Here is a 26,843-nt window from a genome sequence, read left to right on the forward strand (position 1 = left end):
GTGGACGGGCTCCAGTCTGGCAGACGGCACGGCGATCGGGGCGGTTGTCTACCCTTGTCAAGGTCACCCTGGGCAACCAGAGGCCGGGCCGGGACCGATCAGGGCCCGCGCATGGCCCGGGTGGGGGCCACGCAGAGTCCGATACGTCGGAGAAGGTCGAGAAGGTCGGAGAAGTCGCAGGTCATGAGCGAACTGGCATATCCATACGAAGCACCGGCCTCGCAGGCTCTGTTCGACCGCGCGGCGGCCGTCACACCCGGCGGCGTGAACTCCCCGGTGCGCGCCTTCCGTGCGGTCGGCGGCACGCCGCGGTTCATGGTGTCCGGCACCGGGCCGTACCTGACCGACGCGGACGGGCGCGAGTACGTCGACCTCGTCTGCTCCTGGGGCCCGATGATCCTCGGGCACGCCCACCCCGAGGTGATCGCCGCCGTGCAGGAGGCGGTCGCGCGCGGCACGTCGTTCGGCACGCCCGCCGAGGGCGAGGTCGCCCTCGCCGAGGCGATGGTCGAGCGGGTCGCGCCGCTGGAGGAGGTGCGGCTGGTCTCCAGCGGGACCGAGGCGACCATGTCGGCCATCCGGCTCGCCCGCGGGTTCACGCGCCGCACCAAGGTGATCAAGTTCGCCGGGTGTTACCACGGTCACGTCGACTCGCTGCTGGCCGCCGCCGGCTCCGGCGTCGCCACCTTCGCGCTCCCCGACACCCCCGGCGTCACCGGCGCCCAGGCGAGCGACACGATCGTGCTGCCGTACAACGACCTGGAGGCCGTGCACGCCGCCTTCGCCGCGCACCCCGGCGAGATCGCCTGCGTGATCACCGAGGCGTCCCCCGGCAACATGGGCGTCGTGCCCCCGCTGCCCGGGTTCAACCAGGGGCTGAAGGACGCCTGCGCCGCGAACGGCGCGCTGTTCGTGTCCGACGAGGTCATGACCGGGTTCCGGACCAGCCGCGCGGGTTGGTACGGCGTGGAGGGGGTCGTCCCCGACCTCATGACCTTCGGGAAGGTCATGGGCGGCGGGTTCCCCGCCGCGGCCTTCGGCGGGCGCGCCGACGTCATGGCGCACCTCGCCCCGGCCGGCCCCGTCTACCAGGCCGGCACCCTCTCCGGAAACCCCGTCGCCACCGCCGCCGGCCTCGCCCAGCTGCGGCTCCTCGACGACGCGGCGTACGAGACGGTCAACGCCGTGTCGCAGCGGATCCAGGGGCTCGTCACCGAGGCGCTGAGCAAGGAAGGCGTCGCGCACACGCTGCAGAACGCCTCCAACATGTTCTCCGTGTTCTTCACCGACCGGCCGGTCACCGACTACGAGGACGCGAAGACGCAGGAGTCCTTCCGGTTCACCGCGTTCTTCCACTCACTCCTCGCGAACGGCGTCTACCTGCCGCCGTCCTCCTTCGAGTCCTGGTTCGTCTCCACCGCCCACGACGAGCGGGCCGTCCAGCGCATCGCCGACGCCCTCCCGGCGGCGGCCCGCGCGGCCGCGGAGGCGACGGCATGAGCAACGACGACAAGGCGGAGCTGACCGTCGTCCACGTGATGCGGCACGGCGAGGTCGAGAACCCCACCGGCGTCCTCTACGGACGGCTGCCCGGCTACCACCTCTCCGAGCTGGGCCGGCGCATGGCCGACCGGGTGGCCGAGCACCTCGCCCCCCGCGACGTGACGTACGTCGTGGCCTCCCCGCTGGAGCGGGCGCAGGAGACGGCGACCCCGATCGCCAAGTCGCACGGCGTCGACCTCGACACCGACGCGCGCCTCATCGAGGCCGGCAACGTCTTCCAGGGCAAGACCTTCGGCATCGGGGACGGCGCCCTGCGCCGGCCCGGCAACTGGAAGCACGTGGTCAACCCGTTCCGGCCGTCCTGGGGCGAGCCGTACGTCGACCAGGTCGTCCGGATGAAGGGCGCGCTGGACGCGGCCCGCGACAAGGCCCGCGGCCACGAGGCCGTGATCGTCAGCCACCAGCTGCCGATCTGGATCCTGCGCTCGTACGTCGAGCGGCGGCGGCTGTGGCACGACCCGCGCAGGCGGCAGTGCACGCTGGCGTCCCTGACCACGTTCACGTACCGGGGCGACCACATCGTCTCCGTCGGCTACACCGAACCCGCCCGCGACCTCGTCCCGGCCCACCTCCTCGCGGGCGCCAAGCCCGTCAAGGGGCAGGGCAAGGCGTACGGCGCCTGACAGTCGTACGACCCCGCGGGCTGTGGCACCTGTTACCGAACCCGCACAAATTTCCGGAACCCGCTCGTTCGTCGCGTCCTCTTGCCCAGTGACCACCCAAGGACGCGACGAACGAGGTTGCGATGCGCACTTCCAACCGCACTCTCACCCGCAGGGGGATGCTCGGACTCGGCGCCGGCGCCGCGGCGGCCGTCGGGCTCGCGGGCTGCGGCTCCGGTTCCCACCAGTCGTCGGCCGGCTCGCACCAGGCCGGTGACTCCGGGAAGCCCTCGCCCTCCGGCAGCAGCGAGGCCCCGGCGAAGCCGATCGGCGACGGCTCCACGTCGTACACCGGCAAGCAGCCGCACCAGCCGGACGCGCCGGTGCCGTTGGAGCCCGGCCAGACGCCCCCGCAGTTCGTCGTGTTCTCCTGGGACGGCGCCGGCGAGGTCGGCAACGGGCTCTTCCCGCGCTTCCTCGACCTCGCGCAGGAGCACGGCGCGCACATGACGTTCTTCCTCTCGGGCCTGTACCTGCTGCCCGAGTCGAAGAAGCGCCTCTACGACCCGCCGAACAACCCGCGCGGCGCCTCCGACATCGGCTACCTCACCGACGCCCACATCAAGGACACGCTGAAGAACGTCCACCGGGCCTGGCTGGACGGCCACGAGATAGGCACCCACTTCAACGGCCACTTCTGCGGTGGCGGCGGCTCGGTCGGCAACTGGACGTCCGCGCAGTGGCGCAGCGAGATCGACCAGGCCAAGTCCTTCGTCAAGGAGTGGAGGACCAACAGCGGCTGGACCGACCTGCCGTCCCTGCCCTTCGACTACGACAAGGAACTCGTCGGCGGCCGCACGCCCTGTCTGCTCGGCCAGGACAACCTGCTGCCCACCGCCCGCGAGCTGGGCTGGCGCTACGACGCCTCCTCGCCCGGCGGCCGTCAGGTGTGGCCGGCGAAGAAGGACGGCGTCTGGGACTTCCCGCTGCAGCAGATACCGTTCCCCGGGCACTCCTTCGAGGTCCTCTCGATGGACTACAACATCCTCGCCAACCAGTCGGTCAACTCGACCAAGGCCCCCGCCCACAACTACCCGGGCTGGCGAGAACAGGCCACGAACGCGTACATATCCGGCTTCAAGCGGGCGTACGAGACGAACCGGGCACCCTTCTTCATAGGCAACCACTTCGAGGAGTGGAACGGCGGCATCTACATGGACGCCGTCGAGAACGTCCTCAAGCACGTCGCGCGGGAGAAGGAGAAGGGCGAGGACATCCGGCTCGTCTCCTTCCGCCAGTTCACCGACTGGATGGACGTGCAGAAGCCGGAGGTGCTGGCCAAGCTGCGCACCGTCGAGGTGGGGCAGCGGCCGGCCGGTGGCTGGAACGCCCTCCTCAAGGACGCGCCGGCCACCTCGGGAGCGCCCTCGAACGCCGCCTGAAATGCGGGTTTCCGGCCGTGAGGGGGGTGCGCAAGATCCTCGGAACGGACATGCGAAACTTTTCACATGAGTGCCGCCAGCCGCGCCCCCCTGCGCTCGAACCGCACGAACCGCACCGCCGACCGCGTCCGTGGCCGCGCCGTCAGCCGCGCCGTCCTCGCCGTCGGCACGGCCGCCGCGGCGCTGCTCGTGTCCGCGTGCAGCTCCGGCGGCACCTCGGGCGGCGGCGGCCAGACGGGCTTCATCACCGGCTCGGACGGCATCGCCACCGCCAAGAAGGGTGAGCGCGCCGACGCCCCCGAGCTGTCCGGCAAGACCGTCGACGGCGGACAGGTCGACGTCGCCGACTTCAAGGGCAAGATCGTCGTCCTCAATGTCTGGGGCTCCTGGTGCGGGCCCTGCCGCGCCGAGGCCAAGAACCTCGAGACGGTCTACAAGGACACCAAGGACCAGGGCGTCCAGTTCGTCGGCATCAACACCCGCGACACCTCCACCGGTCCGGCCCGCGCCTTCGAGAAGGACTACGGGATCACCTACCCGAGCCTGTACGACCCGACCGGCAAGCTGATGCTCCGCTTCGAGAAGGGCACCCTCAACCCGCAGGCCATCCCCTCGACGCTCGTCATCGACCGGGAGGGCAAGGTCGCCGCGCGCACGCTCCAGGCGCTCAGCGAGGAGAAGCTGCGCAAGATGCTCGACCCGTTCCTCACCGACGGATCCGCCGGCTCCGGCAAGTCGGAGAAGTGACGTGTCCGCAGTGACCACGCTGGCCGCCGAGGGCTACAACGGCACGGTGCTCAACGGCGCCCTCCTCGTGGCCCTCCCCATCGCCCTGCTCGGCGGCCTCGTCTCCTTCTTCTCGCCCTGCGTGCTGCCCCTGGTCCCCGGCTACCTCTCCTACGTGACCGGGGTCACCGGCACCGACCTCGGCGAGGCCCGGCGCGGCCGGATGGTGGCCGGCGCCTCCCTCTTCGTCCTCGGCTTCACCGCCGTCTTCGTCTCCAGCGGGGCGCTGTTCGGCTACTTCGGCGACACGCTCCAGGAGAACCGGGGCGTGCTGAGCAAGGTGCTGGGCGTCTTCATGATCCTCATGGGCGTCTTCTTCATGGGCCTGATGCCCTGGCTCACCCAGCGCGAGTTCCGCTTCCACAAGAAGCCCGTGAACGGCCTGGTCGGCGCCCCGGTACTCGGCGCCCTGTTCGGCATCGGCTGGACCCCCTGCATCGGCCCGACCCTCGCCTCCGTACTCGCGCTCTCCGCCGACCAGGGCACCGCCGGCCGCGGCGCGATACTGACCGTCGCCTACTGCCTCGGCCTCGGCGTCCCCTTCGTCCTCGCCGCGGTCGCCTTCCGCAAGGCGCTCGGCGCCTTCGGCTGGATCAAGCGGCACTATGTCTGGGTGATGCGCGTGGGCGGCGTCATGATGATCGCGACCGGCCTGCTGCTGGTCACCGGCGCGTGGGACAGCATCGTGCAGTCCATGCAGACCTGGTCCAACGGCTTCACTGTGGGGATCTGACCGATGAGCAAGACGACAACGGGCGAGACCCCGACAGCCACCGAGGAAGGGGACCTCGGCGCCGCCGGCTCCCAGCTCTCCACCGCGCCGAAGGAGGAGGCCCCGAACCTCCCCTCGCTCGGCGTGATCGGCTGGGTCCGCTGGTTCTGGCGCCAGCTCACCTCGATGCGCGTCGCGCTGCTGCTGCTCCTGCTGCTGTCGCTGGGCGCGATCCCCGGGTCGCTGATCCCGCAGGACGGCGTCGACGCGATGAAGGTCGAGGAGTTCCGCCAGAACCACGACGTCCTCGCGCCGGTCTACGACAAGCTCGGCCTCTTCCACGTCTACAGCTCGGTGTGGTTCTCCGCGATCTACATCCTGCTGTTCGTCTCCCTCATCGGCTGCATCGTCCCGCGCACCTGGCAGTTCGTCGGCCAGCTCCGCGGCCGCCCGCCGGGCGCCCCCCGCCGCCTGGACCGGCTGCCCGCCTACACCGGCTGGCGCACCGGGGCCGAGCCCGAGGAGGTCCGCGAGGCCGCGCTGACGCTGCTGAAGAAGCGCCGCTTCCGCGCGCACGCCGTCGGCGACGCCGTCGCGGCCGAGAAGGGGTACCTGAGGGAGGTCGGCAACCTCGCCTTCCACATCGCGCTGATCGTGATGCTGATCGCCTTCGCGTGGGGCCAGCTGTTCAAGTACGAGGGCAACAAGCTGATCCTGGAGGGCGACGGCTTCGCCAACACCCTCACCCAGTACGACGACTTCAAGTCCGGGAACCTCTTCGACCAGGACCAGCTAGACCCGTTCAGCTTCTCCCTGAAGAACTTCCGCGGCACCTACGAGCCGACCGGCCCCAACCGCGGCACCCCGCGGATCTACGAGGCCCACGTCACGTACAGCGAGGGCGCCGACGGCGCCGAGAAGACCAAGACCATCAAGGTCAACAAGCCGCTGGAGATCGAGGGCTCCAAGGTCTACCTCGTCAGCCACGGCTACGCGCCCGTCGTCACCGTCAAGGACGCCAAGGGCGACGTCGTGATGGACAAGCAGGCCGTGGCCCTGCTGCCGCTGGACTCCAACGTCACGTCCTCCGGCGCCATCAAGGTCATGGACGGCTACCGCAACGCGAAGGGCGAGAAGGAGCAGCTCGGCTTCAACGCGTTCTTCCTGCCGACGTACGGCGGCAAGGGCAGCACGATGCTCTCCACCTTCCCGGCGCTGATCAACCCGATGCTCGCGCTCTCCGCCTACCACGGCGACCTCGGTGTCGACGCGGGCTTCCCGCAGAGCATCTACCAGCTCGACAAGACCAACCTGAAGGAGTTCAAGGGCTCCGACGGCAAGCTGTTCAAGAAGCAGCTGAAGGTCGGCGAGACCATGACCCTCCCGAACGGCGCCGGCTCGGTCACCTTCAACGGCATCCACGAGTGGGCCGGCTTCCAGGTCACGCAGCAGCCCGGCAGCGGCTGGGCGCTCGGCGGCGCCGTCGTCGCCATCCTCGGCCTGGCGGGCTCCCTGTTCATCCAGCGCCGCCGCGTCTGGGTACGGGCCGTGCGCGGCGCCGACGGCGTCACGGTCGTGGAGATGGCGGGCCTCGGCCGCAGCGAGTCCGCGAAGGTCCCCGAGGAACTGGGCGACCTGGCGGGGATCCTGTACGACCGGGCACCGGACGCGCCGAAGAACGACGACGACACCCCCGATTCCCCCGACACCCACGCCGTACCTGCCGAAGGGGCTGAGAAGTGAATCTCGCCGCCGCGACCAACGAGAATCTCGCGAACGTCAGCAACACGCTGATCTACTCGTCGATGGCCGTCTACACCCTGGCCTTCTTCGCGTACATCGCCGAGTGGCTCTTCGGCAGCCGCAGCAAGGTCGGCCGTACCGCCGCCGCGCTCACCGCCACCAACGAGACCACGGCCGCCAAGGCGAAGGCCGGTCCGGCCGTCACCGTGAACAAGGCCGGCGGCACCGCCGTTCTGGAGCGCCCCGAGGTCGTCGTCCGCGCCGCCTCCGGCTCCCGTGACGTGCCCGACGGTCCCGGCGCGCACGGCGGCACCGAGGAGGGCGACCTGTACGGCCGGATCGCCATCTCGCTCACCCTCCTCGCCTTCGCGATCGAGGCGGGCGGCGTCCTCACCCGCGCCCTGTCCGTGCAGCGGGCGCCGTGGGGCAACATGTACGAGTTCAACATCACGTTCACGACGGTCGCCACCGGCGTGTACCTGGCGCTGCTCGCCCTGAAGAAGAACGTCCGCTGGCTGGGCCTGCCCCTGATCACCACGGTCCTGCTCGACCTCGGCCTCGCCGTCACGGTCCTCTACACCGCCAGCGACCAGCTCGTCCCGGCCCTGCACTCGTACTGGCTGTACATCCACGTCTCCACGGCGATCTTCTGCGGCGCGGTCTTCTACGTCGGCGCGGTCTCCACGATCCTGTACCTCTTCAAGGACTCGTTCGAGAACAAGCTCGCCTCCGGCGGCACCCCCGGCCGCTTCGCCAACTCGGTCCTGGACCGGCTGCCCTCCGCCGCCTCCCTCGACAAGTTCGCCTACCGCGTCAACGCCGCCGTCTTCCCGCTGTGGACGTTCACGATCATCGCGGGCGCGATCTGGGCGGGCGACGCCTGGGGCCGCTACTGGGGCTGGGACCCCAAGGAGACCTGGTCCTTCATCACCTGGGTCGCCTACGCCTGCTACCTGCACGCCCGCGCCACCGCCGGCTGGAAGGGCCGCAAGGCCGCCTACCTGGCCCTGATCGCCTTCGGCTGCTGGCTGTTCAACTACTACGGCGTCAACATCTTCGTCTCCGGCAAGCACTCGTACGCGGACGTGGGCCTGGGCGCCCTTCAGTCGGTGGGCTTCTGAGCCAGGAGCCCCAAGCCCAGACCGGGCTCCACACCGGTCAGGTCGCAGGAGGCGGCCCACAGCCGGGCCGCCACGGCGGCGTCGGACATGTGGGCCGGGACGGGTTCGGAGCGCGGGGTGCCGCGCAGTCCGAAGACCCTCGGTCCCCACAGTTGCCCGCCCTCCACGTGCGGGTCGAGGACGGCCCGTACGATCGGCCACGCGCCGGCGTCCTTGCCCTGCACCAGCAGCGCGGCGGGCAGGCCGCGCAGCCGTTCCCCGGCGGACCTGGTGTGGACCGGCGGACGGTCGGGCGTGAGGGAGTCCAGCGCGCCGCCGGGATGGGCCACCACGCTGGAGACGGTGCTGCCGACCGCCCGTAGACGCCGGTCGAGTGCGAAGCCGAAGGCCATCTGGGCCAGCTTGGACCGGCCGTAGGCGCGCGCCGGCCGGTAGTCGTCGGTGGACTCCAGGTCGTCCACGTCGAGCCGTTCCGACCGTGCCGCGAAGCTCCCCACGGTCACGATCCGGGCGGCCGGGGCGGCGGTCAGCAGCGGGGCCAGCCACCGGGTCAGCGCGAAGTGGCCGAGGTGATTGGTCCCGAACATCAGCTCGTGCCCGTCCCCGGTCTCCCGCCGGGGCGGGTCGTCCAGCGCGACCCCCGCGTTGTGGACGACGGCGTCGAGGCGGTCCACGTCCAGCCGCTCCACCGCGGACTCCAGCGACGGCAGGTCGGCGAGGTCCAGCCGGAGGTGCCGCACCCGGGCGTCGGGGACACGCGAACGGATCGAGTCGGCGGCGGCGCCGGCCTTCCCGGGATCACGGCTGCCGAGCACCACGACGGCTCCGGTGGCGGCCAGTTGCTCCGCGACGAAGTAGCCGATGCCGGCATTGCCTCCGGTGACGAGGAAGGTGCGTCCCGTGGCGGGCGGCGGCCGGTGAACGTCCCACGGTCGGTTCTGGGGTGTGGAAGACATGAGGGGCGGACTCCTTGTGCTCGGGCGGCGGCACCGGGTGGTGACGCCGACTCCGCCAAGGTCACATGCGCGACCGACACGCCGCCGACAGATCTCCTACACCACGTGACCGTGCGGCCCGTTCACCGTCGCCGCCGGAGAGCGGGCCACGCCTGTGATGACGTCCCGCAGGCGTTCGACGTACAGCCGCAGGTTCTTGTGCGCCACGTCGGTGTCCGGGTAGCGGCTGGCGAACCAGAGGCCCTCGGGGAGCCGGGTGACCCACGCGCACACCTGGTCGCCGTACGAGACCCGGAGCAGGGCGTACGCCGACTGGTCCGGCCAGTGGCCGGCGCCGGGGACGTCGCGGGCGTCGACGTACGAGACGATCGAGTACAGGTCGGGCGAGGTCGGCCGGAAGTCCGTGCCGAGCAGGCGCAGCACCCGGTCGATCGGCATGCGGGACAGCCGCCGGTTGGCCTGGAGTTCGGCCCGCACGGTGCGCAGGGCGCTCGGGAAGTCGTGCGCCCGGTCCACCGGGACCTCGATCGGGGCGCCGCCCACGTACCAGCCGACGGACTCCGACCACTGGGACCGGGAGCGGGTGTGGAAGGGGACGACGGTGCGGTAGACGGGCTCGCCGCCGATCTCGTGGACGATCAGTGCGGTCGCGGCGAGCACACCGACCAGGCTGCCGCCGTACGGGCGGCAGTACGCCTCGAAGGCGGCGGCGTCGTCCGCGTCCACCAACGGCTCGCGCAGCATGTGCTGTTCGGGCAGGGTGGCGCCCGGCTCGACCCCGAGGTCGACGGGGAAGGACGGCAGCCGGCCGTCGCACCGCCGGATGAACTCCCGCCAGCGGGCGACGATGTCGTGGGTGCCGTCGATCCGGTCCGCGTCGGCCCGCTCGGCCTCGCAGAAGTCGACGTAGGAGCCGACGCGGGACCGCGGCACGGTCCGGCCCGCGACGCCGGCCGCGTACAACTCGCCCACCTCGGCGGGGATCCGATAGATCGAGTACGCGTCGACGTTGCTGTGGTCGAAGGCCATGTAGACGCTGACGCCGTCCTCGCGGACGACCGCCGTGTAGATGAGGTTGGGCCAGCGCAGCGCGTCCGCGACCCGGTCGAAGCGGTCCTGGAGGTGGCGGGCGAGGACGGTCGCGTCCGGGAAGTCGCCGACGTCCTCGCGGTGCAGGGACACGGCATCGGCGTCGAGGGTGAACCGCCGCATGTCGTCACCGCTCTCGCCGCCCCACCGGAAACCGCTGCGCAGGGTCTCGTGCCGCAGGGTCCAGGCGCGCAGCGCCTCCTGGAGCACGTCGAGGTCGACCGGGCCGGGGATGTCGAAGGCCGTACCGAGCCAGGTCGGCACGAACAGCCCGTCCTCGCGCACCGACCGGGCCGTGCGGATGTGCGACTCCTGGATATAGGCGGGTGGTCGCGCGTCCTCGGGGAGCGCCGCCGCGATGTCGAGCGTCCTGGCACTGAGCGTCCACTCGACGAGGCGCCCGGGCCGGATCTCGCAGCGGTGGATGTCGGTCATTCGCACGAGGGGTCTCCGTTCGCAGATGTAACAGACCCGACCAAGGGAATGCCGTTTTTACGACCGCACACCGGCCGTGTCGCCACGGTTCAACGGAACGGATGGCCTTTCGAACGACCGTACGATCACCCGAGTGAGGTCATAATGCTCGACATGTCGCTTCTGGGGACGGACGGCTACCGGGACGACGGCACCCTTGCGCACGGCTTCGCCTTCGCGTGCCGGGCGCAGCCGTCGCTGTGGGAGTTGAGTGACGTCCTCAACGACGTGATGAGCGCAGTACGGACTTGAGCCGTCGCTGGGGGTCGGGCGGGATGGGTACCGTCCCCTCCGTCGTGTCCACCACCTGAGCCAGGGCCTCGTAGTAGTCCGCGGGCCGGGTGTCGAAGTCGATGCGGGCGGAGAGGCCGGCCGGGTCGCCGTCGGCGCCTCGCAGGAGGTCGACCGACGCCTGCGCGAACCGCTCGGCCATTCCGTCCCGCTCCGCCTCGGCCAGCAGCCTGCGCAGTTCGGACACGGCCATCGGGACGTACCGGCGTTCCGCACGTCCCGCGGCGAGCATCTTCCGCCACCCGGCGGCGGGTGCCGCGCCGGCCAAGGCCCTGCGCAGCTCCCCGGCCAGCAGGTCTGCGGTGTGCGCCGCGCTCCGTGCCTGGGGCCCCGCCTCCACCAGTACTTGGAGAGCGTTGAGCAGGGCCGCGGTTCGGGCGTCGGGCCGGTCCGCGTCGAGGCGTACCGTCGTGTCCCGGCTCACCCGCTCGGACATGAGCCGGGCGGCTTCCCACACCCGCTCGGCCTCTTGCCGACCCAGCCCGCCGACGTACGCCACTTCCCAGGCCCCCGCATCGAGCACGTCCCGAACGCTGTGGATGCCGTTCCGCTCCAAGAGCCTGACGGGCAGACGCGTTCTCGTCGCCCCTCGGAGCCTGGCGACCGGGATTCTGTCCAGGCGCTTCTCCACCAGGTCCTCGTGCAGTGGCGCCCACGCGGTGCGCACCGCCTCCTCGGCCCGCGTGTGGTCCTGCGCGACCTGAACCGCCCTCTCACGCAGCCGTTCCCCCTTGCGGACGACCGCCGGGCGCACGCCGATCAGACGGGCCAGCGAGCGGGTGTTGCCGCCGACGAGGCCGATGATCGTCGGAAGCAGGCCGATCCCCAGCAACTGGTCGGACAGGGCGATGGACGCCTCGATGTCCTCGTCCTCGTCGAGTGAGTAGAGCTCGCCCTTCTGCGCGCCCTCGGCGAGGACGTGACCGACGTCCCAGCCCAGATCGGTGCCCGGTTCGTAGTTCGGCGCCTTGAACGTGGCAGGCCGGTACGGGTCGCACCGGTACGGCCCCGTGTGCTCGGCGAGTTCGAACGGATCCGTCCATCGGACCGTGCACGTCCCGTCGGGTGCCTCGCTCAGGACGGTCAGGTCGACCTGTTTCCGGTCGGGGTAGTCCGGTGTCGTCAGATATACGCCCACCGAGCAGCCGATCAGCACCAGTCCCAGTGTGACCACCCACCGGAAGAACGGTACGTGCTTCATTCGGATCCCCCCTGATCCCCCTGAACCATCTGATCCCCGCCTCGGCGGTTCTCGCTGACAGCCTGGCGGGGTCCGGGCGCGACGCCAAGGACGTATGCAGGCAACGGAGGGCCCTTTCGGCTGCCAGAACCACGACACGTCGAAGGCCCCGGGCCGTGGCAGGGGAGGCCACGGCCCGGGGCCGGTCCGAGGGTCAGCGCTGATGTGCTGCCCGGCGGGTGACCTTCTTGACGGCCTTGAGGGCGAGGTCGGGGCGGTCGGTGTGGATGTAGTGGCCGGCGCCCTTGGCGGTGGTGAGGTGGCTGCGGGTGGAGAGGGCGCGCCATTCGTGCTGGCCCTTGGCCCACATGCGCTCCAGGGCGGGGCCGTACTGGGGGACCTCGGCGTACTGGGACTCGTGCTTGAGGATCTCGACGGGGATGCGGCCCGCGGAGCGGACCCTGCCGTCGGCGATGACGAACTGCTCAGGGTTCTGGCCCTCGTTGGCGGCGAGGGCGCCGGCGCGGACCTGGGCGGGGATGCCGGTGGCGTCGGCGGGGATGGTGCGGTTCATGTCGCGGGTGAGGTGGGGGATGGTGGCGTCGAGGAGGACGAGGCCCTTGACGCGGTCGGTGTGGTGAGGGGTGTAGCGGGCGGCGATGTAGCCGCCGAGGGAGTGTCCGGCCAGGACGACGGGCCGGTTGCCGGCGAGGCGGTCGAGGACCTTGGTGAGGAGCCTGCCGGTGTCGTCCATGGTCTGCGGGGTGCCCGGGGCGGGCTTGTCGCTGGCGCCCTCGCCGAGGCGGTCGTAGGAGCAGACGCGGTTCGTCCTGCTCACCGCCTTCTGGAGGGGGGCCATGTTCTCCAGGCCCTCGCCGCCGCCGGCCATCAGCATCACCAGGGGCTGGTCCGCGCCGTCGGCGGTGCCCGAGCAGGAGACGTTGACCGTGTGGCCGTCGACGCGGAGCTTCTTGGTGCCGGTGAAGGTGGCACCCGTCGAGGACGTCTCGGTGTCGGTGGTGGCGTTGGCGTACTCCTCGTCGAGGACGAGTCCCGCACCTGCGACGGTGCAGACCACGGCGATGGCGGCGGTGGCCTTGGCGAGGGTGCGGAACATGAGGGCCTCCAGCAGGCATGGTGGGGGTAGGGCAGCGTGTGAGTGGGGGGCTTTGGCCGTCGGCCTCCGGCGACTTCCGGCGACTTCCGTCGGCCTCGGTCAGCCTCCGTCGGCCTCGGTTCGGCCTGTCGTGCTCGGCGACTGGTGAAGACTCTATGGACGGGGCCGTCCGCGATCGTCACCCCGCGGTGGACACCTGCGTGTAGCTCCCCCGGGGGACAAGGCGCCCCGTCTACTCCCCGCCCGCGCTGATCGAGCGCCAGATCCGGTCCGGCAGCACCCGCGCCGCCTCCTCCAGGTCCAGGTCCCTGATGCCGGCGACGTGGCGGCGGGCGACGGCCACGACCGGGCCCAGGACCAGGGACTCCAGCACGGGCTGGGGCAGCGGGGCCAGTTCACCGGAGGCGATGTGCGGCTGGGCCCACGCGGCGAACGCCGACACTGCCGGCGCCTGCGCCTCCCGCGTCTCCTGCGCCCGGGGCATCATGCGCTCGTCGGCGTAGGGGGAGTGGAGGAGCAGGGCCGCACCCGGGTGGTCGCGGACGAAGGCGAGATACGCCTCCACCACCGCCCGGATCCCGCCCCGTGCGCCCTCCGTGGCGATCAGCGCGGTGACCAACTGCCCCATCAGCCTGCCCGTCCAGCGTTCCGTGAGGGCCGTGAGCAGGCCGTCCAGGCTGCCGAAGTGGTGGTACAGGCTGCCGAGGCTGACGCCGCTGGTCCGGGTGACGGCGGTGACGGTGACGCCCTGTTCGCCCGACTCCGTGTAGAGGCGCAGCGCGGCGTCCAGGAGCCGGTCGGAGGTGACCTCACCGCGGTGCTGCTTGGGGCTCATGGACAGGCCGTTCTCGTCGTGCGTGCTGGGGGCTGGTTCTCGATGGTTTCTAGAATCAGTTTCTAGAAATCACTTCCAATTCTACGTGCTCCTGGCTCAGACTGTCCCACGTCGGACGCGCGCGTCCGCCCGGATCCAGGAGGGGAGCGGGTGGGCCGCGGGTCCGCGGTCGGCAGGGCAACGGGGAGGCGGGGCAGGCGTGTTGGAGCTGGACGGCAGCGGTGCCGAGCCACTGGAGGACGAGGACCCGCGGCGGATCGGGCCGATCCCGCTGATCGGACGCCTCGGCGCGGGCGGCATGGGCCGCGTCTACCTCGGCGTCCACGAGGGGCGGTACGCCGCCGTCAAACAACTGCTGCCCTCGATCGTCGCCGAGGACAAGGACTTCCTGCGCCGCTTCGGACACGAGCTGGACAACCTCGCGCGCTTACCCGCACAGGCGACCGCGCCGCTCCTCGCGGGCGACCGCACCGCCAGTCCGCCGTGGTTCGCCACCGCCTACGTCCCGGGGCTCACCCTGAACGAGGCGATCGACGTCCACGGGGGCCCGCTGCCCGCCGACGCGCTGTGGCTGCTGCTCCGCGAGGCCGCCTCGGGGCTGGCGGCGGTGCACGCGATGGACATGGTGCACCGGGACCTCAAGCCGTCCAACGTGATGCTCACCCTCGACGGCCTCACCCTCATCGACTTCGGGGTGGCCCGCGCCGCCGAGCAGAGCCGGCTCACCCGCACCGGCATGGTGGTCGGCACGCCCGCCTACATGTCGCCCGAACAGGCGTCGGGGGCCAGAAGTTCGTCCGGTGCCGTCGACGTGTTCGCGCTCGGCTCCGTCCTCGCCTACGCGGCGAGCGGCCGGCCGCCCTTCGGCGAGGAGTCCGGGCACGCCGTGCTCTACCGGATCGTGCACGAGGAACCCGACCTCGGCGCCGTACGCGAGCTGGACCCGGACCTCGCCGACGTGGTCGCCGCCTGCCTGGACAAGGATCACGAGGGGCGGCCGACCGCCGCCGAACTGGTCGGGATCGCCGACCGGCACGGGCCGTTCACGCCGCCGCTGTGGCCGGAGTCCGTCACCGGGCACCTGACCCGGCGCGCCGCCTTCGCCGAGACGGTCCCGGACGCGGCGGACCTGCCCGCGGAGGTGCCCGCCGAGGTGCCCGTCGTGCCGCCCGCCGCCGCCGCCCCCGAGCCGGAGCGGCGTGAGCGCCGACGCCGTACGCGCGTCCTGTTCGCCGTGATCCCGGTCGTGGTCGGCGCCGCGAGCACCGTCGCCATCCAACTCCTGCCCCACGCCACCGACTCGGGCGCGGAGGCGGGCACCGGTCCGGCCTCCTCCGCCCCGGCCTCCGCCTCGTCGCCGGCCGATCCCGCGGCTTCGAAGCCGGGGAAGGAGAGCCCGACGCCCAGCACGTCGGCGTCGCCGTCGGCGTCCGCCTCGCCCGGGGGCGAGGGGCGCGACGGAGGGGGAGCGGGGGCGGAAGAGGGCCGTTCCGGCGCGACCGCCGGTACCGGCAGCGGCGGCGGTGCGGAGGGCGCCGACGACACGGACGGCTCGGGCGGTTCAAGCGGCTCGGGCGGCTCCGGCAGCGCGGGTGATTCCGGCGGCTCGGGCGGCTCCGGCGACTCCGGTGGTTCGGCGGGCTCGAACGGGTCGGCCGGATCCGGGTCCGGTGACACGGACCAGGACCCGCCCGCCTCCGGCTACTTCGGCCTCGAGAACGGCGAGGAGGGCAAGTGCCTCATCCAGGTCCTCAACAGGGCCGACACCGGGTTCTGCACGGACATGGCCGCCCACTGGACCTTCCGCGGCGCCGGGAACGGCGCGGTCAAGGTGGTCAACAAGTCGGGCTCCTGCCTGAGCGCCAACATGAAGGACCAGGCCGTCTTCACCGGTGACTGCGCCACCGACAGCACCGCGCTCCTGTGGCGGACCGGGTCCGGCTCCACGCTCCGGAGCGTCTTCAGCGGAGGCTGCCTCGACCTGGCCTTCGGCCCGGGCGTCGACACCCAGACCTGCGGGTCCGGCGCGGCGTCCCAGAAATGGACGCGGAGCTAGGAGCCGTCCGACGGTCCGCGGCGGGCGTCGTACGCGGCCACCGTCGTCCGGACGAAGGAGCGGATCAGCGGGCTCTGGTGGCCGGCCTCGCGCCAGGCCACCAGGACGCGGCTCGGCGGCAGCCCGGTCAGCGGCACCACGGTGAGCCCCTCACCGGGCTCGTGGCCGACGAGGGTCATCCCGACCGTGCCGTTCCAGAGCACGGCCTGCCGGCATTCCCGCACGGTGCGCACCACCGGACCGGGCCGCACCTCCCCGCCGTTCCAGTACGTCTGCCACTCGGGGTCGGTGCCCTCCGGGAAGCGGAACCAGCGGCGGTCGGCCAAGTCGCCCGGGGCCAGGGCGGCGCGGTGGGCGAGGGGGTCGTCGGCGCGCAGCAGCGCCCCCACCGGGTCGGCGCGCAGCTCGTACGTGGTCAGGCCGGTCCGGTCGAAGGGGCCGCGGGTCAGCGCCACGTCGACCAGGCCCGCGTGCAGCCCGCAGGTGGGGTCGGTCAGGTCGGTCTCCCGGACGGTGACCTCGACGTGGGGATGGCGGCGGCGGTAGGCGTCGGCCAGCCGGACCACGTCCGGGTCGGTGCTGTCCCCGAGGATGCCGACGGTGAGGGTGGCGTCGCCGGCCGCGGCGGCCACGCGTGCGCGGACCCGGTCGGCCCGGTCGAGCAGCCCGCGCGCCTCGTCGAGCAGCACCGCCCCCGCGTCGGTGAGCGTGACGCCGGCGGAGGTCCGGTGGAGGAGCGTGGCGCCCAGCTCCGTCTCCAGGCCCTTGACCGCCCGGCTCAGCGGCGGCTGGCTCATGCGCAGCCGGACGGCCGCCCGGCCGAAGTGGAGTTCCTCGGCGACCGCCACGAAGTAGCGCAGCGTACGTAGCTCCATCCTGCGACGATACCCGTACGGTATCGAGGGCGCGGAACAGGTCTTGGACGGTCCACGTCACCCGGCGGTGGAATCGGGGCATGACCGGAGAACCGCAGACCAGAGTGCCCGACAGCGAACCGGACGCCGCACCGGACGCCGAACCGGAAACCGAGCCGGGCCGGGACCCCGCCGTGTCGGTGGTCGGCCCCGACGACGGGGAGACCCTCGTCCTGGGCACCACCCGGATGCGCGTCCTGGAGGACGGCACCCGCACCGGGCACCGCCTCGGCATGGCCGAGTCCGTACTCGCCCCGCACACCCCCGGACCGCCGCAGCACCGTCACGCCCGGCACGACGAGGGCTTCTACGTCATCTCCGGCACCGTGCGCTTCACCGTCGGGGACGAGGACCACGACGCCACGGCGGGCACGTTCGTGATGGTCCCGCCCGGCGCACCGCACACCTTCGCCAACGTCACCGACGAACCGGCCGTCATGCTCAGCACCTTCACACCGGACCTGTACGTCCAGTACTTCCGGGACCTGCGGGACCTGTACGCCGACGGGCGCCACCCGACCCCGCAGGACGGCGTCCGGACCATGAGCCGGTACGCGACCGAACCCGCCGCCGACTTCGCCGGCTTCGCCCGGGGGACCGGGTCGTGAACGTCGCGTACTGGATCGCCGCCGGTCTGCTCGCCGCCTTCTACCTCTACGGGGGCGCGCTGAAGGTGATCCGCGACCAGGACGGCCTCCGGCCGATGATGGCCTGGGTCGACAGCGTGCCGATGCCGGTCGTCCGGGCCGTCGGACTGGCCGAACTGCTCGGCGCGGCCGGACTGGTGCTCCCTCCGCTGACCGGCGTCGCGCCCTGGCTCGCCCCGGCCGCGGCGGTCGGCTTCGTGGTCCTGCAGATCGGCGCGACCGGGGTGCACCTGCGGCTCGGGGACCGCGAGGTCGCCCTCAACCTCACCCTGCTCGCCACCGCGGCCGTCACCGTATGGCTCGCCACGACCTGGCTGTGACGGGGCGGGGCGACTCAGCCCTGGGGTGGTGTGCGCCGGGCCGAGTCCATGAGCCGGTCGGCGAAGTCCGCGACGAGATCCCGCAGTTCGTCCGGCCGCTCGACGGCGAACGGGCGGTCCAGTGAGGCGAGCACACCGGGCAGCCAGTCGAGCCGCTCGGCCCGCATCTCGACCCGCGACCAGGTCAGCGGCTCCGTCTCCGCACGGGGGGCCTCGGCACCGGCCCCGTCGCTCACCCCGCCGGGCCCCGGCGCCTGCGCCCCCACGATCGCCACGCTGCCCGGCAACCGGGTGCGGAGCTCCTCGGCCGTCCCCTGGACCCACACCGTCACCGCGTGCCGGTAGGGGGCGGTGGCCAGTGCCGTCAGGACCCGCTCCGCCGGGTCGGGACCGGCCGGCGGCTCGAAGATTCCGGGCAGGGTCCGCACCCCGGCGACGCGGTCCAGCCGGAACGTCCGGTCGGCACCGACCGAGAGGTCCCGTCCGGTCACGTACCACCGGCCGGCGTGCGCGACGAGCCCGTACGGGTACAGCGTGCGTTCGCCGTCCCCGCCCCGGCCACCGGTGTACCGGATCGCCACCGGCCGGTGATGGCGTACCGCGTCGGCGACCGTGAGCAGGACCGCGGTCTCCGGGGCGGCCGACTCGGCCGGCGGGGCCGTGAAGGCGACGGAGTCCAGTACGGCGTCCAGGCGGCGGCGCAGGCGCTCCGGCAGCACCCGCCGGATCTTCGCCGACGCCGTCTCGCCCGCCGTGCCCGCCGCCGCGGTGAGGCCGGTCCGCCGCCCGGAGACCAGGCCCAGCAGCACGGCCAGTGCCTCGTCGTCGGTCAGCATGAGCGGCGGCAGGCGGTGGCCGGGGGCGAGCCGGTAGCCGCCGTAGCGGCCGCGCACCGACTCCACGGGGACGTCGAGGTCGATCAGGTGGTCGACGTACCGGCGCACCGTGCGCTCGGCGACGCCGAGCCGTGCGGCGAGGTCGGCGACGGTCCGGACGCCTCCCGCCTGGAGGAGTTCGAGCAGGGTGAGGACGCGCGACACGGGACGGGACATGCCCGCAAGTCTGCCGCCGATACCAGCCGGATTGTGTCCGGTATTGCTCCTAGCGTGAGGACGCGCGCAGCGAGTCGCAAGCAGCGAGTTCGCGCGCAGCGAGTCGCAAGCAACGATCGGCCAGGAGGCCCCCATGAACCTCGTCTCTCTCCGCGTCATCACGCACGACGTCGCCCACCTCGTCGACTTCTACGAGCGCGTCACCGGCGTGCGCGCGGACTGGTCCACCGAGGACTTCGCCGAACTGCGCACCGCCTCCGGCACCCTCGCGATCGGCAGCACCCGTACCGTCCCGCTCTTCGCCCCCGGCTCCGCCCGCCCGGCGGACAACCGGAGCGTCATCATCGAGTTCCTCGTCGACGACGTGGACGCCGTGCACCGGAATCTGGCGGGCCTCGTCACGGAGTTCGTCAAGGAACCCACGACGATGCCCTGGGGCAACCGCGCGCTCCTCTTCCGCGACCCGGACGGCAATCTGGTCAACCTCTTCACCCCGGTGACCCCGGCCGCCATCGGGAAGTTCGCCGGCTCCGCCCGCTGACGGCCCTCCTATGCTGGACCGGCGACGGGGGCCAAGATCGCACGCCGGGAGGTATCTGTGTCAGCGCTGGAGCCGGACGACCCGCGCTCCGTGGGGGAGTACCGGTTGCTGAGCCGGCTGGGTGTGGGCGGCATGGGCCGGGTCTTCCTCGGGCGTTCTCCGGGCGGACGGCTGGTCGCGGTCAAGGTGGTCCACGCCGAGCTGCTGCGCAGGCCCGAGTTCCGCGACCGCTTCCGCCGCGAGGTCCAGGCCGCCCGGATGGTCAGCGGCGCCTTCACCGCGCCGGTCGTCGACGCCGACCCGGACGCGCCCCTGCCCTGGCTGGTCACCAGCTACATCGCCGGGCCTTCCCTGGAGCGCGCGGTCGCCGAGCAGGGGCCCTTCGACCCGCGGGCGGTGCTCGCGCTGGCGGCCGGGCTGGCCGAGGCCCTGGTGTCGATCCACGCGGCGCACCTCGTCCACCGCGACCTCAAGCCCTCCAACGTCCTCCTCGCCGAGGACGGGCCGCGCGTCATCGACTTCGGCATCGTCCGCAGCGTCGACGCCGACTCCATCACCGGCACCGGGCACATGGCGGGCTCCCCGGGGTTCATGTCCCCCGAGCAGGTCAACGGCCACGAGGTCACCTCGGCCAGCGACGTGTTCTGCCTGGGCGCGGTGCTGGCCTTCGCGGCGACCGGCGCCAACCCCTTCGGCGGCGGCCCCACCCCCGCGCTGCTCTACCGCGTGGTGCACAACGCCCCCGACGTGGACGCGGTGACCGACCCGGCCGTGCGCGCCCTGATCGCCGACTGCCTCGCCAAGGACCCGGCCCGCCGTCCCACCCCGCGCGAGATCCTCGCCCGGATCGGCCCGCTGGGCGGCGAGAGCGCGACGGCCCTGCCGCACGCCCGCCAGTGGACGCCGGCGGCCCGTCCGACCCGCGCGGACGCGGTACCCACCATGGTCGTCCCGCCTCCCGGGACGCCGGTGGCGCACCCGCACACCCGCGTCGACACCACGCCCCCGCCACCGCCCGCACCGGCGGGCGCGCGCCCCACGGGGGCCGGTGGCGGTGGCCGCCGCAGCCGACGGGCCTTCCTGCTCTCCGGCGCGGGCGCGGTCGCCGCGCTCGGCGTGGGCACCGGGTTCTGGCTCAACCGGCCCGCCGCCTCGGACGACTCCGCGCCGGCCCCCTCGCCCTCCACCACCACCCCGCTGCCCCCGGGCCCGGTCGGGCTCTGGCCCCTCGACGAGGCCGACGGCGGGATCGCGCGGGACACGGCGGGCGGACACGACGGCACGGCGACCGGCGTCACGTGGCAGGCCGGCGAGGGCGGGGCCGCCTTCGACGGCACCGGCAGCCAGATCGTCACCGACGGGCCGGTCCTGGAGACCGGCGAGGGCCGGAGCTTCACCGTCGCGGCCTGGGTCCGCCTGACCGCCGTACCGGGCACCTTCGCCACCGCCGTCAGCCAGGACAGCGACACCGCCAGCGGCTTCTACCTCCAGTACGCCCACGAGGACGGCGGCTGGGCCTTCTCCCGTCCCGGCCTGCGCGCCGTCGGCCGCACCGCACCGGCCGCCGGCGTCTGGACCCACCTGACCGGAGTCTGCGACGGCCGGACCCGCAAGCTCCGCCTGTACGTCAACGGCGTCCTGGAGGCGGAGATCGACGACACCGGCGCGTCCCCCGCCACCGGCGCCTTCATGATCGGCCGGGCGTCCTACGACGGAACGCCCGCCGACTACTTCCCCGGCACCGTCCGGGACGTACGCGCCTTCGACCGTGCGCTGCCCCCGGGCGAGGTCGGGAAGCTCGTGTGACGGGACTGATGCGTTCTCACCATCGTTCCGTGCACCTCCAGTTGGCGCCCCATGCTAAAGATGTAGCTCTCAATGAACCGGTGAACGGACGGGGGAGAGTTGAGCGGGGAAGCCGGAGTCGGCATCACGGGCAGTGGCGCCGAGCCGTTGGAGGACGACGACCCGCGCCGGATCGGACCGGTCCCGCTGCTGGGCCGGCTCGGGGCGGGCGGCATGGGCCGCGTCTACCTCGGCGTCCACGAGGGCCGGTACGCGGCCGTCAAGCAGGTCCTGACCTCGGTCGCCGGCGAGGACAAGGACTTCCTGCGCCGTTTCGGACACGAGCTGGACAACCTCGCCCGGCTGCCCGCCGGGGCCACCGCGCCGCTGCTCGCGGGTGACCGGGACGCCCGGCCGCCGTGGTTCGCCACCGCCTACGTGCCCGGCATCACCCTGCGCGAGGCCGTCGACCTGCACGGGCCCCTGCCCCCGGCGGCGCTGTGGCTCCTGCTCAAGGACGCCGCCACCGGACTGGCGGCGGTGCACGCCCTGGACATGGTCCACCGCGACCTCAAGCCGTCCAACGCGATGCTCACCCTCGACGGCCTCACCCTCATCGACTTCGGCGTGGCCAGGGCCGCCGACCAGAGCCAGTTGACCAGGACCGGCATGGTGGTGGGCACGCCCGCCTACATGTCGCCCGAACAGGCCTCCGGAAAACGGGCGTCGAGCGGCGTCGTGGACGTGTTCGCGCTGGGCTCGGTGATCGCGTATGCCGCCTCGGGCCGGCCGCCCTTCGGAGACGAGTCCGGGCACGCCGTGCTGTACCGCATCGTGCACGAGGAGCCCGACCTCCAGCCGCTGCGCGAGCTGGACCCCGAACTCGCCGATGTCGTCGCGGCCTGCCTCGACAAGGACCACGAGGGCCGGCCGACCGCCGCCGAGCTGGTCGAACGCGCCGCGCTCCACGCCCCGTCGGCCGCACCGTTGTGGCCCGCGGTGATCACCGAACGGCTGGCCGAGCGGGCCGCCTTCGCCGCACGTACGCCCGACCCCAGTGTGCTCACGGTGCCCCTGACACCGCAGGGGCGGACGACGGAGGCGGAGAAGGAGCCCGAAGGGAAGCCGGAGAAGGAGCCGGAGGCGGTGACACCCCGCAAGGAGCGCCGCCGCCGCATCCTGCCCGTGTTCGTCCCCGTCGTGGTCGTCGTGGCGGGCGGCACCCTCGCCTTCCAACTCCTGCCCTACGTCACCGACTCCAGCGACGCCGCGGGGCCCAAGGGTCCCTCCTCGTCCGTCACGGCCACCGCCACCAGGTCCCCGTCGGGTACGGCCGCCGACGGATCCGCGAAGCCCTCGCCCTCCACCGCCGCGTCCTCCTCGAAGAAGCCGGAGCCCGGTGCGAAGGAGTCGGGGACCGCACCCGGAGCGGGCCCCGGCGCGGACAACGGCAACGCCGGCGCGAAGGGCGACGGCGACTCGGGTACCGGCTCGCGCGGTGACGCCGCCGGCGCGGGCGACAGCGGCAGTGGCGCCGGCGGGGGCGGCGGTTCCTCCTCGGGCGACGACACCGGGGCCGACGCCCCGTCCACGGACGGCACCGTCCTGCGCAACGGATCGACCGGGCACTGCGTCACCGGGTCGCAGGGCGGCGTCCGCCCCGGCTCCTGTACCGACGACGCCGCCGTCTGGGACCTGCGCGGGACGTCCTCCGGCACCTACCGGATCGTCCACAGGGCGACCGGCAACTGCCTGAGCAGCTACGGCGCCCTCCACAGCGGTTTCTGCAGCTCGCAGAGTGGTCAGGAGTGGCGCCTGGGCCCGGGCGACTCCGTCGTCGCCACCAACACCGGCAGGTGCATGGAGGAGTCGACGGTGAGCGGCATGCTCATGATGCAGACCTGCGACGGCTCGGCGCTCCAGCGCTGGACCCGGGGGTGAGGCGCGGGGCGTGACGGGTTACTTCCCGCCGCGCCCGCCGTCCGGCCTGTCGTCCTTGTCGGAGTCCCGGTCCTTGCCGCCGTCCCCGTCCCCGTCCGTGTCCCCGTCCGTGTCGCGGGCCTCGTCCTCGGCCGGGCCGTTGTCCGGCTCCTTCCCCAGGGACTTCAGGAAGTCCGGGTTGTCGTCCGGCGCGACCCACTGCCGCCGGCCGCCGCCCGCCCGGGGCGACGCTCCCGCCGGCTGCCGCTTCTTGCCGGCGATGATCCAGGAGATGGACCCGACCAGCGGGAACACCAGCACGAGGATCGCCCACAGCGGCTTGGGCATGTGGCGGATGTCGGCGTCCTTCGTGCTGATGCAGTCGATGAACGCGTAGACGCTCAGGGCCAGTGGCACGAGGAACATCAGCACCCGGAGCATGGGCGTCTCCAGCGGAAGCGGGGGGTGGGGACGCGTCACGACCCCAGGTACAGGGCCAGGGTAGCGGCTCGGGGATACTGGACGGCATGGCTTACGACGATCTTCGCTCCCTGCTCAGGGCGCTGGAGCGCGAGGGCGACCTCAAGCGCATCAAGGCCGAGGTGGACCCGTACCTGGAAGTCGGGGAGATCGTCGACCGGGTGAACAAGGCCGGCGGCCCCGCCCTCCTCTTCGAGAACGTGAAGGGCTCCGACATGCCCCTCGCGATGAACGTCTTCGGTACCGACCGCCGTCTGCTCAAGGCCCTCGGGCTCAAGTCGTACTCCGACATCTCCGACAAGATCGGCGGCCTGCTCCGTCCCGAGCTGCCGCAGGGCTTCGTCGGGATGCGCGAGGCGTTCGGGAAGCTCGGCACGATGACGCACGTGCCGCCGAAGAAGGTGAAGCCGGGCAGCGCGCCCGTCCAGGAGACCGTCCTCACCGGCGACGACGTCGACCTCGACCGGCTCCCCGCCCTCTTCACCTGGCCGGACGACGGCGGCTCCTTCTTCAACCTGGGCCTCACCCACACCAAGGACCCGGAGACGGGCATCCGGAACCTGGGCCTGTACCGGCTCCAGCGCCACGACAAGCGCACCATCGGCATGCACTGGCAGATCCACAAGGACAGCCGGAACCACTACCAGGTGGCCGCCCGGCGCGGCGAGCGCCTGCCGGTCGCCATCGCCTTCGGCTGCCCGCCCGCCGTGACCTACGCCTCCACCGCCCCGCTCCCCGGCGACATCGACGAGTACCTGTTCGCCGGGTTCCTGCAGGGCAAGCGGGTCGAGATGGTCGACTGCAAGACGGTCCCGCTCCAGGTCCCCGCGCAGGCCGAGGTCGTCATCGAGGGCTGGCTGGAGCCCGGCGAGATGCTCCCCGAGGGCCCCTTCGGCGACCACACCGGCTTCTACACCCCGCAGGAGCCCTTCCCCGCCCTGAAGATCGACTGCGTGACGATGCGGAAGCGCCCGCTCCTCCAGTCGATCGTGGTCGGCCGCCCGCCGACGGAGGACGGCCCGCTGGGACGGGCGACGGAACGCTTCTTCCTCCCGCTCCTCAAGATCATCGTCCCGGACATCGTGGACTACCACCTCCCCGAGGCCGGCGGCTTCCACAACTGCGCGATCGTCTCGATCGACAAGAAGTACCCCAAGCACGCCCAGAAGGTCATGCACGCCATCTGGGGCGCCCACATGATGTCCCTGACCAAGCTGATCGTGGTCGTGGACTCCGACTGCGACGTCCACGACCTGCACGAGGTCGCCTGGCGCGCGCTCGGCAACACCGACTACGGGCGCGACCTGACCGTCGTGGAGGGCCCGGTCGACCACCTCGACCACGCCTCCTACCAGCAGTTCTGGGGCGGCAAGGCGGGCATCGACGCGACGCGGAAGCTGCCCGAGGAGGGCTACACGCGCGACGGGGGCTGGCCGGACATGGTGCTGTCCGACCCGGATACGGCGGCGAAGGTCGACCGCCGCTGGAAGGAGTACGGACTGTGACGTCGGCATCCGCCGCGCTGCCGCATCAGCCGGGGCGCACCAAGGCGTTCCTGCGCCTGGTGATGATCGAGCACTCGGTCTTCGCCCTGCCCTTCGCCTACATCGCCGCCCTGACCGCGATGTACGAGTGGGACGAGAACATCCACTGGGGCCGGCTGCTCCTGGTCACCGTCGCCATGGTCGGCCTGCGCACCTTCGCGATGGCGGTCAACCGGATCATCGACCGCGAGATCGACGCCCGCAACCCGCGCACCGCCCACCGCGAACTGGTCACCGGCGCGATGTCGGTCCGGCACGCCTGGACCGGCGCGCTCATCGCCCTGGTCGTCTTCCTGGGCGCGGCGGCCCTGCTCAACCCGCTCTGCCTCGCGCTCGCCCCCATCGCGGTGATCCCGATGGTGGTCTACCCGTACGGCAAGCGGTTCACGAACTTCCCGCAGGCCATCCTCGGCCTCGCCCAGGCGATGGGCCCGATCGGCGGCTGGCTCGCCGTCACCGGCAGCTGGTCCTGGGACGCGGTGATCCTCGGCCTCGCGGTCGGCATCTGGATCGGCGGCTTCGACCTGATCTACGCCTGCCAGGACGTCGAGACGGACCGCGAGGTCGGCGTGAAGTCGGTCCCGGCCCGCTTCGGCGTCCCGGCGGCCGTCTGGGGGGCCCGCGCCTGCCACACGGTGACCACCGCACTCTTCGTCTGGTACGCCCTCGCCACCGACGCCGGTGTCCTCTTCTGGCTCGGCCTGCTGATCGTCGCGGGCGCCTTCGTCTACGAGCACACCATCGTCCGGCCCACCGACCTGACCCGCCTCAACAGGGCGTTCTTCAGCGTCAACGGCTTCATCGGCATCGCCCTGTTCGTGTGCGCGCTGCTTGATCTGCTGGTGCGGGGCCTCACGGTCTGAAAACCCTGAGCCTGCGACTAGGCTCGACATCATGAACCCAGGACAGACGCAGCGCGTGCCTTGGATCGTGGGGGTCTCCGGAGCATCCGGTACCCCCTACGCCGCCGCCGTGCTGCGCGCGCTGCTCGCCGCCGGCGAGAGCGTCGACCTGGTCGTCAGCCGGGCCTCGCGACTCACCCTGCTCGACGAGACCGGCATCTCCTTCCGCGACGCCCACTGGCAGCACGACCTGCGCGAATGGCTGGCCCGCGGAGCCGACGGCAAGCCCGGCACCTTCGAGGTCGACCTCGGCGACGACCGGGTGCGGCACTGGAGCGCCGGCGACCTCGCGGCCGGGCCCTCCTCGGGGTCGTACCGGACGAGGGGCATGCTGATCGTGCCCGCGTCGACGGCGTGCGTGGCCGGAGTGGCGCTGGGGCTGTCGAAGGACCTGCTCCAGCGGTCGGCGAGCGTGACCCTGAAGGAGCGGCGCAAGCTGGTCGTGGCCGTGCGCGAGACCCCGCTGGACGGCCGGACCCTGCGCCACCTGGTGACCCTGGACGACGCCGGCGCGGCCGTGGTGCCCGCGTCCCCCGCCTTCTACGCCGGGGCGACGCACATCCAGGACCTCGTGGACTTCGTCGCCGGACGCGTCCTCGACGCGGCGGGCGTCCCGCACGACCTCTACCGCCGCTGGCGCGGCGACCTCGGCGGGGCCCGCCCCACCACCTGAGCACGACCTCCCCCCACAGCTTTTGTAATCCACATCCTCAGAACTCTCAGAACTCGCAGAACTCGCAGATTTCTTCACTTTTCTTCAGTGGAAGGCTT

Annotated in this window: 25 protein-coding genes; 17 read left to right on the forward strand and 8 right to left on the reverse strand. The window is 72.2% G+C overall.

Features of this window, described 5'->3' with window-relative positions; all coding sequences use genetic code 11:
* Nucleotides 1–183 precede the first annotated feature (183 nt).
* The 7 genes from hemL to ccsB all read left to right on the forward strand — a co-directional run bounded on the left by hemL (nt 184) and on the right by ccsB (nt 7,969).
* Nucleotides 184–1,500, forward strand: coding sequence for a glutamate-1-semialdehyde 2,1-aminomutase (hemL, locus tag OIE75_RS21540; RefSeq protein WP_329471849.1), 1,317 nt, complete (start codon nt 184–186; stop codon nt 1,498–1,500).
* A complete protein-coding gene (locus OIE75_RS21545) occupies nt 1,497–2,186 on the forward strand; it encodes a histidine phosphatase family protein (protein ID WP_307014321.1) in 690 nt (229 codons plus the stop codon). The genes hemL and OIE75_RS21545 overlap by 4 nt, the downstream gene beginning before the upstream one ends.
* A 122-nt stretch (nt 2,187–2,308) precedes the next feature.
* Complete coding sequence (locus OIE75_RS21550; protein WP_307014323.1) at nt 2,309–3,607, forward strand: hypothetical protein; 1,299 nt, start codon at nt 2,309–2,311, stop codon at nt 3,605–3,607.
* A 66-nt stretch (nt 3,608–3,673) separates the two neighbouring features.
* Nucleotides 3,674–4,354, forward strand: coding sequence for a TlpA family protein disulfide reductase (locus OIE75_RS21555; RefSeq protein WP_307014325.1), 681 nt, complete (start codon nt 3,674–3,676; stop codon nt 4,352–4,354).
* A gap of 1 nt (nt 4,355) precedes the next feature.
* Complete coding sequence (locus OIE75_RS21560) at nt 4,356–5,126, forward strand: cytochrome c biogenesis CcdA family protein (protein WP_307014326.1); 771 nt, start codon at nt 4,356–4,358, stop codon at nt 5,124–5,126.
* Between the two features lie 3 nt (nt 5,127–5,129).
* Entirely contained in the window at nt 5,130–6,848 is a 1,719-nt protein-coding gene (gene resB / locus OIE75_RS21565; protein WP_307014327.1) for a cytochrome c biogenesis protein ResB, read from the forward strand.
* Nucleotides 6,845–7,969 carry a c-type cytochrome biogenesis protein CcsB gene (gene ccsB, locus OIE75_RS21570; protein WP_329471850.1) on the forward strand — a complete coding sequence of 375 codons (1,125 nt, stop codon included), beginning with the start codon at nt 6,845–6,847 and terminating at the stop codon, nt 7,967–7,969. Before resB ends, ccsB begins: the two co-directional genes overlap by 4 nt.
* On the opposite strand, the gene OIE75_RS21575 is transcribed toward ccsB, so the two are convergent.
* Both OIE75_RS21575 and OIE75_RS21580 read right to left on the reverse strand, forming a co-directional pair.
* On the reverse strand, nt 7,951–8,925 hold the full coding sequence (locus tag OIE75_RS21575; RefSeq protein WP_329471852.1) for an SDR family NAD(P)-dependent oxidoreductase: 975 nt from the start codon (nt 8,923–8,925) through the stop codon (nt 7,951–7,953). The two genes, ccsB and OIE75_RS21575, sit on opposite strands and share 19 nt — an antisense overlap.
* Nucleotides 8,926–9,021: 96 nt before the next feature.
* Entirely contained in the window at nt 9,022–10,455 is a 1,434-nt protein-coding gene (locus OIE75_RS21580) for a condensation domain-containing protein (protein WP_307014332.1), read from the reverse strand.
* Between the two features lie 147 nt (nt 10,456–10,602).
* On the opposite strand from OIE75_RS21580, the gene OIE75_RS21585 reads away from it, so the two are divergent.
* Entirely contained in the window at nt 10,603–10,740 is a 138-nt protein-coding gene (locus tag OIE75_RS21585) for a hypothetical protein (RefSeq protein ID WP_329471853.1), read from the forward strand.
* On the opposite strand, the gene OIE75_RS21590 is transcribed toward OIE75_RS21585, so the two are convergent.
* The 3 genes from OIE75_RS21590 to OIE75_RS21600 form a co-directional block, all read right to left on the reverse strand.
* Nucleotides 10,709–11,980, reverse strand: coding sequence for a hypothetical protein (locus OIE75_RS21590; protein ID WP_329471854.1), 1,272 nt, complete (start codon nt 11,978–11,980; stop codon nt 10,709–10,711). The genes OIE75_RS21585 and OIE75_RS21590 overlap by 32 nt on opposite strands.
* Before the next feature lie 193 nt (nt 11,981–12,173).
* Nucleotides 12,174–13,076, reverse strand: a complete 903-nt coding sequence (locus OIE75_RS21595; RefSeq protein WP_329471855.1) for an alpha/beta fold hydrolase — start codon at nt 13,074–13,076, stop codon at nt 12,174–12,176.
* 232 nt (nt 13,077–13,308) lie between these two features.
* Nucleotides 13,309–13,911 (reverse strand): TetR/AcrR family transcriptional regulator, encoded by a 603-nt coding sequence (locus OIE75_RS21600; protein ID WP_307014336.1) that lies wholly within the window; start codon nt 13,909–13,911, stop codon nt 13,309–13,311.
* 199 nt (nt 13,912–14,110) lie between these two features.
* On the opposite strand from OIE75_RS21600, the gene OIE75_RS21605 reads away from it, so the two are divergent.
* Nucleotides 14,111–15,967, forward strand: coding sequence for a serine/threonine-protein kinase (locus OIE75_RS21605; RefSeq protein WP_329471856.1), 1,857 nt, complete (start codon nt 14,111–14,113; stop codon nt 15,965–15,967).
* On the opposite strand, the gene OIE75_RS21610 is transcribed toward OIE75_RS21605, so the two are convergent.
* Nucleotides 15,964–16,842 carry a LysR family transcriptional regulator gene (locus OIE75_RS21610; protein ID WP_329471857.1) on the reverse strand — a complete coding sequence of 293 codons (879 nt, stop codon included), beginning with the start codon at nt 16,840–16,842 and terminating at the stop codon, nt 15,964–15,966. The two genes, OIE75_RS21605 and OIE75_RS21610, sit on opposite strands and share 4 nt — an antisense overlap.
* An 80-nt stretch (nt 16,843–16,922) precedes the next feature.
* On the opposite strand from OIE75_RS21610, the gene OIE75_RS21615 reads away from it, so the two are divergent.
* Complete coding sequence (locus OIE75_RS21615) at nt 16,923–17,489, forward strand: cupin domain-containing protein (protein WP_329471858.1); 567 nt, start codon at nt 16,923–16,925, stop codon at nt 17,487–17,489.
* Nucleotides 17,486–17,848 (forward strand): DoxX family protein, encoded by a 363-nt coding sequence (locus OIE75_RS21620; protein WP_307014344.1) that lies wholly within the window; start codon nt 17,486–17,488, stop codon nt 17,846–17,848. The genes OIE75_RS21615 and OIE75_RS21620 overlap by 4 nt, the downstream gene beginning before the upstream one ends.
* Nucleotides 17,849–17,862: 14 nt before the next feature.
* Here OIE75_RS21620 and OIE75_RS21625 read toward each other — a convergent pair whose 3' ends face one another.
* Entirely contained in the window at nt 17,863–18,900 is a 1,038-nt protein-coding gene (locus OIE75_RS21625) for a helix-turn-helix transcriptional regulator (protein ID WP_329471860.1), read from the reverse strand.
* Nucleotides 18,901–19,033: 133 nt separating this feature from the next.
* On the opposite strand from OIE75_RS21625, the gene OIE75_RS21630 reads away from it, so the two are divergent.
* The 3 genes from OIE75_RS21630 to OIE75_RS21640 all read left to right on the forward strand — a co-directional run bounded on the left by OIE75_RS21630 (nt 19,034) and on the right by OIE75_RS21640 (nt 23,167).
* Nucleotides 19,034–19,441, forward strand: coding sequence for a VOC family protein (locus OIE75_RS21630; RefSeq protein WP_329471861.1), 408 nt, complete (start codon nt 19,034–19,036; stop codon nt 19,439–19,441).
* 57 nt (nt 19,442–19,498) lie between these two features.
* Nucleotides 19,499–21,247: a protein kinase domain-containing protein gene (locus tag OIE75_RS21635; RefSeq protein ID WP_329471863.1), complete on the forward strand. Its 1,749-nt coding sequence runs from the start codon at nt 19,499–19,501 to the stop codon at nt 21,245–21,247.
* Nucleotides 21,248–21,346: 99 nt separating this feature from the next.
* Nucleotides 21,347–23,167 (forward strand): serine/threonine-protein kinase, encoded by a 1,821-nt coding sequence (locus OIE75_RS21640; RefSeq protein WP_329471864.1) that lies wholly within the window; start codon nt 21,347–21,349, stop codon nt 23,165–23,167.
* Between the two features lie 18 nt (nt 23,168–23,185).
* On the opposite strand, the gene OIE75_RS21645 is transcribed toward OIE75_RS21640, so the two are convergent.
* A complete protein-coding gene (locus OIE75_RS21645; protein ID WP_329474030.1) occupies nt 23,186–23,587 on the reverse strand; it encodes a PLD nuclease N-terminal domain-containing protein in 402 nt (133 codons plus the stop codon).
* Between the two features lie 86 nt (nt 23,588–23,673).
* Between OIE75_RS21645 and OIE75_RS21650 the strand changes: the two genes are divergently transcribed.
* From OIE75_RS21650 to OIE75_RS21660, 3 genes are read left to right on the forward strand one after another with little or no spacing between them, the layout of a single operon-like run.
* A complete protein-coding gene (locus tag OIE75_RS21650; protein ID WP_234958097.1) occupies nt 23,674–25,131 on the forward strand; it encodes a menaquinone biosynthesis decarboxylase in 1,458 nt (485 codons plus the stop codon).
* On the forward strand, nt 25,128–26,033 hold the full coding sequence (mqnP, locus tag OIE75_RS21655; protein ID WP_307014351.1) for a menaquinone biosynthesis prenyltransferase MqnP: 906 nt from the start codon (nt 25,128–25,130) through the stop codon (nt 26,031–26,033). The genes OIE75_RS21650 and mqnP overlap by 4 nt, the downstream gene beginning before the upstream one ends.
* Before the next feature lie 55 nt (nt 26,034–26,088).
* The gene (locus OIE75_RS21660; protein WP_329474031.1) at nt 26,089–26,745 is read left to right on the forward strand and encodes a UbiX family flavin prenyltransferase; all 657 of its coding nucleotides are present in this window, start codon (nt 26,089–26,091) and stop codon (nt 26,743–26,745) included.
* The last annotated feature ends 98 nt before the right edge of the window (nt 26,746–26,843 follow it).

The organism is Streptomyces sp. NBC_01723, from assembly GCF_036246005.1.
Lineage (GTDB): Bacteria > Actinomycetota > Actinomycetes > Streptomycetales > Streptomycetaceae > Streptomyces.

Coding starts and splice junctions, on each gene's coding strand:
- hemL (WP_329471849.1), top strand. CDS start 184: ATGAGCGAACTGGCATATCCATACGAAGCACCGGCCTCGCAGGCTCTG.
- OIE75_RS21545 (WP_307014321.1), top strand. CDS start 1,497: ATGAGCAACGACGACAAGGCGGAGCTGACCGTCGTCCACGTGATGCGG.
- OIE75_RS21550 (WP_307014323.1), top strand. CDS start 2,309: ATGCGCACTTCCAACCGCACTCTCACCCGCAGGGGGATGCTCGGACTC.
- OIE75_RS21555 (WP_307014325.1), top strand. CDS start 3,674: ATGAGTGCCGCCAGCCGCGCCCCCCTGCGCTCGAACCGCACGAACCGC.
- resB (WP_307014327.1), top strand. CDS start 5,130: ATGAGCAAGACGACAACGGGCGAGACCCCGACAGCCACCGAGGAAGGG.
- OIE75_RS21575 (WP_329471852.1), bottom strand. CDS start 8,925: ATGTCTTCCACACCCCAGAACCGACCGTGGGACGTTCACCGGCCGCCG.
- OIE75_RS21585 (WP_329471853.1), top strand. CDS start 10,603: ATGTCGCTTCTGGGGACGGACGGCTACCGGGACGACGGCACCCTTGCG.
- OIE75_RS21590 (WP_329471854.1), bottom strand. CDS start 11,980: ATGAAGCACGTACCGTTCTTCCGGTGGGTGGTCACACTGGGACTGGTG.
- OIE75_RS21595 (WP_329471855.1), bottom strand. CDS start 13,076: ATGTTCCGCACCCTCGCCAAGGCCACCGCCGCCATCGCCGTGGTCTGC.
- OIE75_RS21600 (WP_307014336.1), bottom strand. CDS start 13,911: ATGAGCCCCAAGCAGCACCGCGGTGAGGTCACCTCCGACCGGCTCCTG.
- OIE75_RS21610 (WP_329471857.1), bottom strand. CDS start 16,842: ATGGAGCTACGTACGCTGCGCTACTTCGTGGCGGTCGCCGAGGAACTC.
- OIE75_RS21615 (WP_329471858.1), top strand. CDS start 16,923: ATGACCGGAGAACCGCAGACCAGAGTGCCCGACAGCGAACCGGACGCC.
- OIE75_RS21625 (WP_329471860.1), bottom strand. CDS start 18,900: ATGTCCCGTCCCGTGTCGCGCGTCCTCACCCTGCTCGAACTCCTCCAG.
- OIE75_RS21630 (WP_329471861.1), top strand. CDS start 19,034: ATGAACCTCGTCTCTCTCCGCGTCATCACGCACGACGTCGCCCACCTC.
- OIE75_RS21645 (WP_329474030.1), bottom strand. CDS start 23,587: ATGCTCCGGGTGCTGATGTTCCTCGTGCCACTGGCCCTGAGCGTCTAC.
- OIE75_RS21650 (WP_234958097.1), top strand. CDS start 23,674: ATGGCTTACGACGATCTTCGCTCCCTGCTCAGGGCGCTGGAGCGCGAG.